Genomic DNA, 13,138 nt, shown 5'->3' with positions numbered 1-13,138 from the left:
GTCGTCCGCAGGAACGCTCGGGTACTGCTCCGGACGGGGTAGGCTCGCCCCCTGGCCGGCGGTTCGCCGGCCGGGACGCAACGCCCACCAGGGAGTGAGAGGGAGATGACGGCCGGCCACCACGGTGCGGGCACACCGCCCGAGGACGACGACCCCTTCGCCCACCTGTACCGCCCCGAGGGCGGCGGCGCGCCGGCTCCCGGCCCGGGCGAGGGCACGGCCCCCGCCCCGGGTGTCCCGCGCACGTCGTACACCCAGGTCAGAGCGGTCGGCGAGCGGACGTACGGCGGTCAGCAGGCCGCACACCAGGTGCCGCCCCAGCAGGCGTATCCGTACGGGCAGTCCAGCCCCAGCCCGCACTACGCGGCGCCCGAGACCTACGGCGGCCCGCCGCCGCCACCGCCGTCCTTCGCGCCCGGCGGCCCCGGCGAGGGTCCGCGCCGCGGGCGCGGCGGCGGGCGGAACGGGCTGATGCTCGGCGCGGTCGCCGTGGTCGCCACGGTCGTGATCGCCATCGTCGCCGCGGTGCTCTTCAGCGGCGACGGCGACAAGGGGGACGTCAGCGGCGGCGACTCCGAGTCGGTCGCCCCCACCCCCGACGGCAAGGGCGACGACGGGCCCAAGAACGGCGACGACAAGCCGGAGAAGGACCCGATCGACCCGCCCACCGAGGACGGTACGAAGCTGGAGCTGGCCGGCGGCGCGGTCGTCGGCAGCGACACGAACGTCTCCGAGGACGGCTCGTACGTCCACGGGATGGAGAACAAGGGCGCCTCCGCCACCTGGAAGCCCGAGGTCGCCGAGGCGGGGGACTACACGCTCTTCGTCGACTACAGCGTGCCCGGCAAGGACGCCGAACTCACCCTCACCGTCAACGGCGCGTCCGACGGCCGGACGGTGAACCTGAAGAACTTCGCGAAGGCGAAGAAGAACGACTGGCTGGCGGGCTGGACCCGCACCTACTCGTGGATCTCCCTGGACGAGGGCGCCAACGAGATCACGCTGTCCTGCGAGTCGGCCAACAAGGAATGCCAGAGCGCGATCAGCAGGGTGGAGCTGAAGAAGGGCCAGGTCACGTCGTAGAACTCCGGGCGCCGTGGCCCGGCGCCCGACGGCCCGGCGCGGGCCCGCCGCGGACGCGCGGGGCGCCGCGCGGGCCCGTGACCCGTCTCCGCGGGAGGTCCGGACCACCCGGCGGCCGTCAGCCCCCGACGACCTCCAGAAACCGCCGCACCGTCGCGGCCATCTCCTCCCGCCCCGGCGCCAGGTACTTGCGCGGGTCCACCACGGCTGGGTTCCCGTCCAGATACGCGCGGACGGTGCCGGTGAACGCGGTGTTCAGGGCCGTACCGACGTTGATCTTCACCATTCCCGAGGCCACCGCCTGCCGCAGCTCCGTGTCCGGCACCCCGGACGAACCGTGCAGCACCAGCGGCACCGGGACCGCCGTCCGCAGCCGGCCGATCAGCTCGTGGTCGAGCGCCGCCGTGCGCTCGGTCATCGCGTGCGAACTGCCCACCGCGACGGCCAGCGCGTCCACGCCGGTGTCGGTGACGTACGCCGCCGCCTCGTCCGGGTCCGTGCGGACCCCGGGCGCGTGCGCGTCGAGCGGCGCGTCGCCCTCCTTGTCCCCTTCTTTTCCGCCCACCCGGCCCAGCTCCGCCTCGATCCAGATCGCGTGCTCGTGTGCCCAGCGCACCGCCTCCGCGGTGGCCTTGACGTTGGCCGCGTACGGCAGCTTCGAGGCGTCGAACATCACCGAACTGAAGCCCATCCCGTGCGCGGAGCGCAGCAGGTCGGGGGAGACGACGTGGTCCAGGTGCAGCGACAACTGCGCGGACGACGCCTGCGCCACGGCCGCCGTCGCGGTGGCGAGCGGCGCGAGCCGGCCGCCGTGGAACCGTACGGCGTTCTCCGAGATCTGGAGCACGGCGGGTGCGCCCGCGGCCTCCGCGCCGGCGGCGACGGCCTCGGCGTGCTCCAGGGTGATGACGTTGAAGGCGGGGACGCCGTGGCCCGCGGCGCGGGCGGCGGTGACGAGTTCTCCGGTGGTGGTGAGTGGCATGTTCAGGCCCCCTCCCGGGCCGCACCGCGGCCCGACGTGATCTCGATGCGCGGCAGGGTCTCCGCGTAGACGGCGGTGTCGAACTCACCCGCCACGGGCGCGGCGACGGTCGCCGCGGACAGCGCCACCGCGCGGGCCAGCCGGGCGGGCCAGTCCAGCCCCTCGGCGAACCCGGACAGCAGCCCGGCGACGGCGGAGTCGCCGGCGCCGGTGGGGTTGCCGGGCACGTGCCGCGGCGGTGCGGCGCGCCAGGTGCCGTCGGCGGTGACGGCGAGCAGCCCGGCGGCGCCGAGCGAGGCGACGACGGCGCGGGCGCCGCGGCGGCGGGCGTCGTCGGCGGCGCGCAGCGGCTCGGCCGCGCCGGTGAGCCGGGTCAGCTCCTCGGCGTTGGGCTTGACGAGGTCGGGCCGGGCGGCGACGCCGCGGCCCAGCGGTTCGCCGCTGGTATCGAGGAGTACGGGCACGCCGGCGCCGTGTGCGGCGCGTACCAGCTCGGCGTACGCGTCCACCGGCACGCCGGGCGGCAGGCTGCCGCACAGCGCCACGGCCCGCGGGGGACCGGCGCCCTCGCCGCCGGTGAGCAGTGCCGCGTACACGACGAGGAACGCCGCCCACTCCCCGGCGGTGATCTCGGGCCCGGCCTCGTTGAGCTGGGTGGTGTCGCCCGTGCCGGCGTCGACGACCGCGACCGTGCGCCGGGTGTTTCCTGCGGTCCGTACGAGCGCGTCGGTCACCGGCCCGCCGGCCGGCGGCCCCGCGTCGGCGGCGAGCAGCGCGCGCACGTGTGCACCCGTGGGACCGCCGGCGAAGCCGGTGACGGTCACCGGGTGGCCGAGGGCGGCGAGCACGCGGGCCACGTTCAGGCCCTTGCCGCCGGGCCGTTCGGTGACGTCGGTGATCCTGTGCGACGCGTGGGCACGCAGCCGCGGCACCCGGTACGTGATGTCCAGTGCGAGGTTGAGTGTGACGGTGAGGAACATATGCGCGAAAGATCCTGCCATGGTGCTCGGGTGCCGTCGACGGCGCGCGCCGCCGACGGCGCGCCCTCAGCTACCGGGTTCGACGATCCACGCACCCTTGCGCATGACCCCGACGCGCGCGAACTGCGCGTCGAGCACGACGAGGTCCGCGTCCTTTCCTGGCTCCAGGGAGCCGATCCGGTCGTACGCGCCCAGCAGCCTGGCCGGCGTCGCCGACAGCGCCTCCACGGCGTCGGCGACCGGCAGCCGGTCGACGGTGACCGCCCTGCGGAACGCGGTGTCCAGCGTCAGCGTGGAGCCGGCGATCGACCCGCCGTCGACCAGCCGGGCCACGCCGTCCAGCACGTCGACCTCCATCGGGCCGAGCGGGTAGCGGCCGTCGCCCATGCCGGCGGCGCCCATCGCGTCCGTGATGAACGCGACCCGGCCGCTTCCGGCGCGCCGGAACGCCAACTGCAGCACCGCCGGGTGCAGATGCACGCCGTCGTTGATCAGCTCGACGGTCACCCGCTCGTCCTCCAGCAGCGCGGCGACGGGACCCGGCGAGCGGTGGCCGAGCGCGGGCATGGCGTTGAACAGGTGGGTGGCGACGGTGGCGCCGGCCGTGACGGCTTCCCGCACGGCGTCGTACGAGGAGTCGGTGTGGCCCACGGCGGCGATGACGCCGCTGTCGGCGAGGAGGCGGACGGAGTCGAGCCCGCCCGGCAGCTCGGGCGCCAGCGTGAGCATCCGCGTCTGCCCGCGGCCGGCCTCGACGAGCTTGCGCACGTCGGCGGGGGCGGGGTCGCGCAGCAGCGCGGGCTGGTGCGCGCCGCAGCGGTGCGGGGAGATGAACGGGCCCTCGAAGTGGATACCGGCCAGCTCGCCGTCCTCGGCCAGCTCGGCGAGGACGCCGGCCTGCCGGGCGAGGTCGTCCAGGTCGCCGGTGACGGTGGAGGCGAGCATGGTCGTGGTGCCGCGCCGGCGGTGGGTGTCGATGACGGTGCGGGCCTGCTCGTGGGTGCCGCCGGAGAAGGAGGCGCCGCCGCCGCCGTGCACGTGGACGTCGACGAAGCCGGGGACGATCCAGTGCCCGGTGAGGTCGGTGGCCGCGGGCCCGCCGTCGTCGCGCGGTTCCCCGGGGGCCTGCGGCGCCGAACCGGCCCCCGGCGTCACCGAGGCGATCCGGCCGTCGGCGACCGTGAGCCTGGCGTCCTCTACGGTGCCGGCCGGCTGGACCACACGGGCGCCGGTGAGCACCGTGCCGCCTTCCCGCATCGAATCCCGCATCAGGCGGTTACCTCCGTGGCGAGTAGGTCCCAGGCGAGCTGCCCGGCGCCCAGGCAGGCGGCGGCGTCTCCCAGCTCCGCCGGGACGATCTGGGGGGATGTCTGGAACGTGATACGCGCCCGGACGGCGCGCATCAGCGGTACGAACAGGGTGTCGCCGGCCTCGGCGAGGCCGCCGCCGATGACGATCCGGCGCGGGTCGAGCAGGGTGATCCCGGTGATCAGACCGCCGGCCAGGGCGTCGACGGCGTCCTGCCAGACGGCCTCGGCGAGCGGGTCGCCGGACTCGACGGCCTTGGCGCAGTCCGCGGCGGTCGCGCCGGGGTCGCCGCAGGCGGTGGCCCACGCCTCGCCGACGGCGGAGGCGGACGCCAGCCGCTCCAGGCAGCCGCGCTGCCCGCAGCCGCAGGGCGGCCCGTCGGGGCGTACGACGATGTGCCCGATCTCGCCGGAGCCGCCGTGCGCGCCGGGCTCGATGCGGCCGTCGATGCCGATGGCGGCGGCGATGCCGGTGCCCAGCGCGAGGAAGAGGAACCGGTCCACGTCGCGCGCCGCGCCGAGCCGGCCCTCGGCGAGCCCGCCGGTGCGCAGGTCATGGCCGACGGCGACGGGGCAGGTCAGCCGCTCGCCGAGGAGGCGGCGGAACGGGACGTCGCGCCAGCCGAGGTTCGCCGAGAAGACCGCGACGCCCGCGGCGTCGTCCACGATCCCGGGCACCGCGACGCCGGCGGCGACGGCCGGCTCGCCGAACTTCTCCGCCCCCGTTTCCCGCAGCTCGGCGGCGAAGTCCAGCACGGCGGCGACGACCGCTTCCGCCCCCGCCTCGCGCGGGGTCGCCCGGCGCGTCTCGTGGAGCAGCGCGCCGTCCGCCCCGACGAGGGCGGCTTTCATGCCGGTGCCGCCCACATCGAGGGCGATGACGTGTCTCACGGGGACAGTCTCGCCCGTAAAGAGGCGAGAGGTCTAGTCCAGTCGCGATGCCGGGTCCGGTTTCCACCGGTATCCGGTCGAGTGCCCCGTGGAACCCTCCGGCGCCGGCCGCGTGACGCCCCGCCGCACGCTTTCCGCGGTCGCTCCGACGCGCGCCCTTCCGCCTGACACCCGCCGCACGCGGCCGGGTGCCACGGCAATGGTGCAGGGCGACGCGCCTCAGCGCTGCGGCCGCCCCGTGCCCGGCCGCCGGCACCGCGCGCAGTGCGGCGCGCAAGCCACCGCCCGCGTGGGAGGGCGCCGTCCGCGGCCGGGCGCGACCCACCGGTCGCCGTGACGGCCTGCGGAGTCGTAGCCCGATGCCGGCTGCCCCACGTCGCCGGGCGCGATCCCGCACGCCGGCCGCACGGCCTAGCGCAGGACGACGCTGCGCGTCAGGTTCCGGGGCCGGTCCGGGTCGTACCCCTTGGCCTCCGCCACGGCCACCGCCAGCCGCTGCGCCCGTACCAGGTCCGCCATCGGGTCGAGCCCCCGCGCCGTCGACTCCGCGCTCAGGTGCCCGCCGACCCGGCCCACGTCCGCCGCCAGCCCTTCCGGCAGCTCACCGAAGTGCCAGACCGCCCTCCCGGGGCCCGTGATCGCCATCGGCCCGTGCCGGTACTCCATCGCCGGGTAGCTCTCCGTCCACGCCCCGGCCGCCTCGCGCATCTTCAGCGCCGCCTCGGCCGCCAGCCCGCAGGTCCACCCCCGCCCCAGGAACGTCCACTGCACCGCCGCCGCCAGCTCCGTCGGCAGCGGCTGCGTCACCGCCAGCTCCGCGTCGACCGCCGCGTCGGTGACGGACTTCACACCCGCGGCCGGCTCCCCGTGCAGTTCGAGACCGGCGCGCAGCAGCGCCAGCGCCGTCGTCGCGAACCTGGTCTGCACCACCGACTCCTCGTCCGCGTACGCCAGCGTGATCAGCTCGTCCGCGGCCGTGCCGACCGGGGTCGCGGCGTCCGCGGTGAGCGCGGTGGTCGCGGCTCCGGCGTCCCCGTTCCGTACCGCCGCCAGCAGATCCAGCACCTCGGTCGTGGTCCCGGACCGGGTGATCGCCACCATCCGGTCGTACCGCCGCCCGGCCGGGAACTCCGAGGCGGCGTAGGCGTCGGTGTGCCCCTGCCCCGCGGCCTCCCGCAGCCCGGCGTACGCCTGCGCCATGAACCACGACGTGCCGCAGCCGACCACCGCGACTCTCTCCCCGGGCCGCGGCAGCCCGGAGACGGTCTCCGCCTCCTGCCGGGCTCGGCGCCAGCAGCTCGGCTGGGTGGCGATCTCGGCTGCGGTACGGGACGGTTCGGCGGCTGCCATGAGGTGCGGCTCCCTGGGTGCTCGTGTGCGTACGTGCGCCACGCGCGTCGTCGTGATCCTGTGTCCTTCCGTGCTGTTCCGCGACCGTTGGTGTGCGGTTCAGCTCGCCGCCTCCCTATCAGCCCGGTACCCCGTGCGGCAATGGCAGAAAGGGGAGGTGGTTACGGAAGTGATATCCACTTGGTGTAGACCTGAGAGGGGCGTTCCGGTGAGACTCGCCCTCTCAGATGATGCTGAAGGTGGGCTAAAGCTGTGCAGCGGCGTGGATTTCTGAAGGCGGCAGCCGGTGCCGCGGGAACGGCGGCCCTCCCGCTGAGCGCGTGCGGGGACGGCAGCGGCGGCGGCGACGTCACGCTGAAGGTGGTCGCCGCGGAGTACGGCACGAGCGAGTCGGACACCTCCCGGCGCTACTGGGAGCAGTTGGCGGCGAAGTTCTCCAACGACACCCCGGGCATCTCGGTCGAGGTCGAGATCATCCCGTGGGAGGACATCGACGCCAGGGTCGACAAGATGGTCGAGGAGGGCAACCCTCCGGACATCGCGCAGATGGGCCCGTACGCCGAGTACAGCTCCGGCGACCTGCTCTACAGCACCGACCAGTTGCTCTCCATCCCCACCCAGGCCAACTTCGTGCCCAGCCTCGCCGCCGCCGGCGAGGTCAACCGCGTCCAGTACGGCATGCCGTTCGTCTCCAGCTCGCGGCTGCTCTTCTACAACAAGACGCTCTTCGAGGCCGCGGGCCTGGGCACCCGGCCCGAGGACGCACCCAAGGACTGGGACGAGCTGCTCGACGCCGCGCAGGCGCTCAAGGACACCGGCGTGAAGATCCCGTACGCGCTTCCGCTCGGCCCCGAGGAGGCCCAGGCCGAGACGCTGATGTGGATGATCGGCGGCGGCGGCGCGTACACGGACGACGTCGGCAGCTACACGATCGACTCCGAGCAGAACATCCACACCTTCAACTGGATACGCGACAACCTCGTCGGCGCCGGCCTCACCTACGCCGCACCGTCCAAGACCAACAGGCGCGCCGCCTTCGCCGACTTCGTCAAGGGCGACGTCGGCATGATCTTCGGCCACCCGACGCTGATGCAGGACCTGCGGCGGGAGAAGGTCGACTTCGGGATCGCCCTGAAGCTGCCGGGGCGCGACGGGCCCTCGGAGTCGACGATGGGTGTCGCCGACTGGATCATGGCGTTCAAGGCCAACGGCCACCGCTCCGAGATCGGCAAGTTCCTCGACGTCCTCTTCGAGGACACCAACGTGCTGAAGTTCGCGCAGCGCTACGACCTGCTGCCGACGACGGTCTCCGGGGTGGACGAGCTGAGCCGGGGCCGCAAGGACCTGCAGCCGTTCCTGGACCAGCTCCAGACCGCCGTCTTCTACCCGGACAACAAGACGTCCTGGGCGCGGGTGAACGCGGAGCTGAAGAAACGGATCGGCAAGGCGGCCGAGTCCGGCGGCGAGCCTCCGGAGCGGGTGCTGACGAACCTGCAGAGCGTCGCGGAGTCGGCGTCCTCGACGGAGTGACCGGGGCCCGTGGGCCGGCACCTACCGGCCCTCAGCCGTCGCCCCGGCCGTCGTCCTCAGCCCTCCCGGGCGTCGCGGCGGGCCTGCCGGACGCGGCGCAGGCGATGGACGGTCACCGGGTCGTGCTCCTGCGCGCGCGGGTCGTCCAGGAGTGCGTTGAGAAGCTGGTAGTAGCGCGTCGGCGAGAGCCCCAGGCGCTCCCGGATCGCCCGTTCCTTCGCGCCGGGACCCGGCCAGGCGCGCCTCTCCAGCGCGAGGACGGCCAAGTCCCGCTCGGTCAGCGCCGGGTCACCCTCAGACATACCCTGCACGCTACCGCGGCCCGGTAAGGTCCTGGACATGGGCAGCACCTCCGCAGCACAGCTCCCCGTTCCGCGTACCGAGGCGGGCCGCGCCGGCCTCGCGGCGCTCCTCGCCGACCCGGAACAGTCCCTCGTCGCCTTCGACTTCGACGGCACCCTCGCCCCGATCGTCCCCGATCCCGACTCCGCGCGCGCCCACCCCGGCGCCGTACCGGCACTGGCCCGGATCGCGCCGCGCGTCGGGACCGTGGCCGTCATCACCGGCCGGCCCGCCGCGGTGGCCGTACGGTTCGGCGGCTTCGCCGGCGTACCGGGCCTGGCGCACCTGCGCGTCCTCGGCCACTACGGCGACGAGCAGTGGGACGCCGCCACCGGCACCCTGCGCACCCCCGACCCGCACCCCGGCGTGGCGGCGGTGCAGGCCGAACTGCCGGGGGTGCTGGAGACGGCGGGCGCCTGGCGGGGTACGTGGATCGAGGACAAGGGCCGCGCCGTGGCCGTCCACACCCGCCGCGCCGACGACCCCGCCGAGGCCGCCGACGCGCTGCGCAAGCCGCTGGAAGACCTGGCGGAGGCCCACGGCCTCGTGGTCGAACCGGGCCGCTTCGTCCTCGAACTCCGCCCCCCGGGCATGGACAAGGGCCGCGCCCTGACGTCCCTGGCCCGCGAGACGGGCGCCCGCACCGTCCTCTACGCCGGCGACGACCTCGGCGACCTCGCGGCCTACGACGCGGTCGACGCGCTGCGCCCCGAGGGCGTCGCGGGCCTGCTGGTGTGCAGCGCCGCGACGACGGGCGAGGGTGCGGACGCGCTGGCGGACCGCGCGGACCTGACGGTCGACGGCCCGCAGGGCGTGGTGGACCTCCTGACGGCCCTGGCCGCGGCACTCGGCACGTAACCCCGCGCCGCCTCGCCGGGGCTGCCGGCGTGGCGGCGCGGGCCGCTCCCGGCCTTGCCGCCGCCCCTCAGTCGGACAGCCGGCGCAGGAAGTCGCGCATCAGCCCGGCGCTCTGCGCGAACCGTGTCGTCAGCGGGAAGTGGCCGGCGTCCAGCAACTGCACCTGCGCGTCCTTCGCGTCCCGCGCGAAGGCGCGGGCCCCGTCCGGCCCGAAGATCTCGTCATGCCGCCCCCAGGCGGCGAGCACCGGCGGCTGGTGCACACGCAGGTACTCCTGCCAGTCGGGATAGCGGCCGGGGTTCGTGCCGTAGTCGAGGAAGAGGTCGAGCTGGATCTCCTGGTTGCCCGGCCGGTCCAGCAGGGCCTGGTCGTGCACCTCCAGCGCCGGGTCGACCAGCGAGGTGTCCGGGACACCGTGGGTGTACTGCCAGTGCGTGGCGTCCCGGGTGAGGGCGGAGCGGATCTCCTCGCGGTTCGCCGGGGTGGGGTCGGCCCAGTAGGCGCGCAGCGGGTCCCAGAAAGAGGTGAAGCCCTCCTCGTAGGCGTTGCCGTTCTGGCTCACGATGCCGGTGATGCGCTCGGGGTGGCGCAGGGCGAGGCGGAAGCCGACCGGGGCGCCGTAGTCGTGGATGTAGATCGCGTAGCGCGAGACGCCGAGCGTGTCGAGCAGCTTGTCGACGACGTCGGCGAGGTGGTCGAAGGTGTACGCCCACTCGCCGGCCGGCGGCGCGGAGCTGAGCCCGAAGCCGGGATAGTCGGGGGCGATCAGCCGGAACTCGTCGGCCAGCTCGGCCATCAGCGGCGCGAAGTACACGGACGAGGTCGGGAAGCCGTGCAGCAGCACGAGCGTCGGCGCGCCGGAGTGGCCGGCCTCCCGGTAGAAGACGTCGAGACCGTCGATGCGGACCGTGTGGTGGCGTACAGGCACGGGGATCTCCAACCATCAAAACGAACTTGAACGGTTACGATGGGGAGAACCTAACCCACCCCCGTCAACCTGTCAACTCACCTTGAACGGTTACACTCAGTCGTATGGAACGACCGCTGACCGGCGAACCACTGGCCCTGGACCTGGTGAACACCTGGTGGATAGACCGGGGAAGCCCGGTCGACTTCTTCTACGAGCCCGATGGCATAGGCCGCTGGCTCGGTGAGCACGCCCTGTCCGGCGCCGCCGCCGAGGCCCCCGGCCTCGCCGCCCTGCGCGAGCCGCTGACCGCCGCCCGCGACGCCCTGCGCGCCGCCCTCGACGGGGACGAGCAACCTCTCGACGAGATCCTGGCCCACGGCGCCCGCCGCCCCCTGCTGCGGGCCGGCCGGGCCACTTCGGAGGTCGTCGTGGACGACCCCGCGTGGCTGCCCGCCTGGATCGCCGCGGCCGATCTGGTCCGGCTGTACGAGGAGCAGCCCGAGCGGGTTCGCCGCTGCGCGAACCCCGAGTGCGTGCTGTGGTTCTACGACATCAGCAAGAACGGCCGCCGCCGCTGGTGCTCGATGGAGGGGTGCGGCAACCGCGCCAAGGCGGCCCGCTTCCAGGAGCGCCACCGCCACTGAGGGCGTGGAGAACGCGCGGCACGTGCCGCGGATGTCCTCCTACCCCCGCAGCGCGTCCAACTGCGCCAGGAACCACGCCTGCGGCGGCAGCGCCGTGGCCGCCGCCGCCAGCCGCCTGGTCCGCCGGGCGCGCTCGTCGCGGGGCATCGACAGCGCCCCGTGCAGTGCCTCCGCGGTGGCCTCCACGTCGTACGGGTGCACCACGAGCGAGTCCCCGCCGAGGTCCGCGTACGCGCCCGCCTCCCGCGACAGCACCAGCGCGCAGCCGTCGTCCGAGACCACCGGGATCTCCTTCGCGACCAGGTTCATCCCGTCCCGCAGCGGGTTGACCAGCGCCACGTCCGCCATCCGGTACGCGGCGAGCGAGCGGGCGAAGTCGTCCTTGACGTGCAGCACGACCGGCTGCCAGCCGTCCGTCCCGTACTCCCGGTTGATCTCGTCGGCAAGGCGCCGCACCTCGTCGGTGTAGTTCCGGTACACCGCCAGGTCCTGCCGCGAGGGGTACGCGAACGCCAGCTTCACCACCCGCTCGCGCCACTCCGGGCGCCGCTCCAGCAGCCGCCGGTACGCGAGGAGCCCGCGGACGATGTTCTTCGACAACTCGGTGCGGTCCACCCGCACGACGACCGCGCGGTCCGCGCCGCCGATCTGCTCGCGCAGGGCCGCCATCCGCTCCTCCACGTCCGGCCGCCGCGACCGTTCACGCAGGAAGTCGGCGTCGGCACCGAGCGCGTGCACGTCGACCCGGGTGGCCCGCTTCCCGCCCACGTCCCCGCCGGCCCAGGCGACGTCCGCCTCGCTGCCCAGCACATCGCGGCAGCAGTCGATGAACGCCTCGGCCCACCGGCGGGTGTGGAACCCGACGCGGTCGGCGCCGAGCAGCCCGCGCAGCAGAGCGGCGGCGATGTCGTCGGGGAGAAGCCGGTAGTACTCCGGCGGCGCCCACGGCGTGTGCGTGAAGTGCGAGATCCTCAGGTCGGGGCGGCGCTCGCGGAGCATGCCGGGCACCAGGCACAGGTGGTAGTCCTGCACGAGCACCGCCGCGCCGTCGGCGGCGCCGTCGGCGAGGGAGTCGGCGAAGGCGCGGTTGTACGCCTCGTACGCGGCCCACCTGCGGCGGAAACCGGAATCGAACACGGGGGAGACGGGGATGTCGTAGAGCATGTGGTGGACGAACCACAGCACGGAGTTCGCGACGCCGTTGTACGCCTCGTGGAAGACGTCCGGGTCGATCCCGAGCATCCGCACCCCGGGCTCGGCCACCCCCCGCCGCACGGCCTCCCGGTCCCCGTCCCCGAGGGCGGCACACACCCACAACGCCCCGGCATCGGGCCCCACGGCACTGAGCCCGGACACGAGCCCGCCCCCGCCGCGCTTGGCGGCGAGTTCGCCGTCGTCCCGGACGGCGTACGAGACGGGCCCGCGGTTCGACGCGACGAGCAGGGATGCACCGGACTCGACCATGCGCCGAGCCTAGCCACAGCGGGCCCCGGCGAAACGCAACCGGGACGGTGTGGCCGAGACCTGTACGGAAGCGCCTGCGGCGGCCGGCCCCGCAAGCCCGACCGGACGAGGTCTCGGGCGGGGCCGCGGGCCGAGGCCCCGGGGGCGCAGCCTTCGGCCCCGACCGGGCGAGGTTCGGGGAGGGAGCCCCCGCGGGGCCCGGGGCGGAGCCCCGGCAGGGCGGCGGGATGCGGCCCTCGGACCGGTCCTGGGCGGAGCCTGGCGGAGGCCGGGGGCACAGCACCCCCGGGTCTCGGGGCGGAGCCCGGCGGGGGCCGGGGCGGGGCCCTCATGAGTTCGGGCCGGAGCCCGGCGGGGGTCCGGGGTCGCAGCGCCTGTGGGGGTCGGGGCGGGGCCCTCATGAGTTCGGGCCGGAGCCTGGCAGGGGTCCGGGGGTGTAGCCCCCGCGGGGGTTGGGGGCGGAGCCCTTGGTCACGTCCGCTGTGGTGGTGTATCGATGGCCACTGGCGTGATCTTCGTGGAGGTTATGCGGTGAGTTTGGTGGGCGGGTCGGTTTCGTGGTGTTGTCCGTCGTTCGGGTTGAGGCGGGCCTTGGTGAGGAGGTCGCGGCTCATGTAGCGGCGGGCTTCGGTCCATTCGTCGTTCTGTTCGGCCAGGACGGCGCCGATGAGGCGGGTGGCGGCGGTGCGGTCGGGGAAGATGCCGACGACGTCGGTGCGACGGCGGATCTCTTTGTTGAGGCGTTCCTGTGGGTTGTTCGACCAGATCTGGGGCCAGAGCTGGCGGGGGTAGGCGGT

Annotated in this window: 13 protein-coding genes; 4 read left to right on the top strand and 9 right to left on the bottom strand. The window is 74.3% G+C overall.

All coding sequences use genetic code 11. From position 1 onward, the window contains the following. Positions 1 to 105: 105 nt before the first annotated feature. Positions 106 to 1,083 (top strand): hypothetical protein, encoded by a 978-nt coding sequence (locus I003_RS0120275; RefSeq protein WP_027773182.1) that lies wholly within the window; start codon positions 106 to 108, stop codon positions 1,081 to 1,083. A gap of 118 nt (positions 1,084 to 1,201) precedes the next feature. On the opposite strand, the gene I003_RS0120270 is transcribed toward I003_RS0120275, so the two are convergent. The 5 genes from I003_RS0120270 to I003_RS0120250 all read right to left on the bottom strand — a co-directional run bounded on the left by I003_RS0120270 (position 1,202) and on the right by I003_RS0120250 (position 6,593). Then, positions 1,202 to 2,065, bottom strand: coding sequence for a class II fructose-bisphosphate aldolase (locus I003_RS0120270; protein WP_027773181.1), 864 nt, complete (start codon positions 2,063 to 2,065; stop codon positions 1,202 to 1,204). 2 nt (positions 2,066 to 2,067) lie between these two features. Beyond that, positions 2,068 to 3,045: a 1-phosphofructokinase gene (locus I003_RS0120265; protein WP_027773180.1), complete on the bottom strand. Its 978-nt coding sequence runs from the start codon at positions 3,043 to 3,045 to the stop codon at positions 2,068 to 2,070. 66 nt (positions 3,046 to 3,111) lie between these two features. Then, on the bottom strand, positions 3,112 to 4,314 hold the full coding sequence (gene nagA / locus I003_RS0120260) for an N-acetylglucosamine-6-phosphate deacetylase (protein WP_027773179.1): 1,203 nt from the start codon (positions 4,312 to 4,314) through the stop codon (positions 3,112 to 3,114). Next, entirely contained in the window at positions 4,314 to 5,243 is a 930-nt protein-coding gene (locus I003_RS0120255; RefSeq protein ID WP_078564213.1) for an ROK family protein, read from the bottom strand. The genes nagA and I003_RS0120255 overlap by 1 nt, the downstream gene beginning before the upstream one ends. Positions 5,244 to 5,654: 411 nt before the next feature. Then, positions 5,655 to 6,593: an SIS domain-containing protein gene (locus tag I003_RS0120250; protein ID WP_027773177.1), complete on the bottom strand. Its 939-nt coding sequence runs from the start codon at positions 6,591 to 6,593 to the stop codon at positions 5,655 to 5,657. A 252-nt stretch (positions 6,594 to 6,845) separates the two neighbouring features. Between I003_RS0120250 and I003_RS0120245 the strand changes: the two genes are divergently transcribed. After that, positions 6,846 to 8,123 carry an extracellular solute-binding protein gene (locus I003_RS0120245; RefSeq protein WP_027773176.1) on the top strand — a complete coding sequence of 426 codons (1,278 nt, stop codon included), beginning with the start codon at positions 6,846 to 6,848 and terminating at the stop codon, positions 8,121 to 8,123. A gap of 56 nt (positions 8,124 to 8,179) precedes the next feature. Here I003_RS0120245 and I003_RS0120240 read toward each other — a convergent pair whose 3' ends face one another. After that, positions 8,180 to 8,425: a DUF3263 domain-containing protein gene (locus I003_RS0120240; protein ID WP_027773175.1), complete on the bottom strand. Its 246-nt coding sequence runs from the start codon at positions 8,423 to 8,425 to the stop codon at positions 8,180 to 8,182. Positions 8,426 to 8,462: 37 nt separating this feature from the next. Here I003_RS0120240 and otsB point away from each other — a divergent pair, with 37 nt between their 5' ends. Beyond that, positions 8,463 to 9,323, top strand: coding sequence for a trehalose-phosphatase (gene otsB, locus I003_RS0120235; protein ID WP_027773174.1), 861 nt, complete (start codon positions 8,463 to 8,465; stop codon positions 9,321 to 9,323). A 67-nt stretch (positions 9,324 to 9,390) separates the two neighbouring features. Here otsB and I003_RS0120230 read toward each other — a convergent pair whose 3' ends face one another. Next, positions 9,391 to 10,251 (bottom strand): alpha/beta hydrolase, encoded by an 861-nt coding sequence (locus I003_RS0120230; RefSeq protein WP_027773173.1) that lies wholly within the window; start codon positions 10,249 to 10,251, stop codon positions 9,391 to 9,393. A 104-nt stretch (positions 10,252 to 10,355) separates the two neighbouring features. On the opposite strand from I003_RS0120230, the gene I003_RS0120225 reads away from it, so the two are divergent. Continuing rightward, positions 10,356 to 10,877: a CGNR zinc finger domain-containing protein gene (locus I003_RS0120225; RefSeq protein ID WP_027773172.1), complete on the top strand. Its 522-nt coding sequence runs from the start codon at positions 10,356 to 10,358 to the stop codon at positions 10,875 to 10,877. Between the two features lie 39 nt (positions 10,878 to 10,916). Here the strand turns inward: I003_RS0120225 and I003_RS0120220 are convergent, their stop codons facing one another. Beyond that, positions 10,917 to 12,341: a trehalose-6-phosphate synthase gene (locus I003_RS0120220; RefSeq protein ID WP_027773171.1), complete on the bottom strand. Its 1,425-nt coding sequence runs from the start codon at positions 12,339 to 12,341 to the stop codon at positions 10,917 to 10,919. A 524-nt stretch (positions 12,342 to 12,865) separates the two neighbouring features. Next, on the bottom strand, positions 12,866 to 13,138 hold a 273-nt coding region (locus I003_RS32720; RefSeq protein WP_027773170.1), incomplete at its 5' end, for an IS256 family transposase.

The sequence above is a fragment of the Streptomyces sp. CNQ329 genome (genome assembly GCF_000482585.1).
This window is presented reverse-complemented; position numbering and strand designations above follow the sequence as displayed.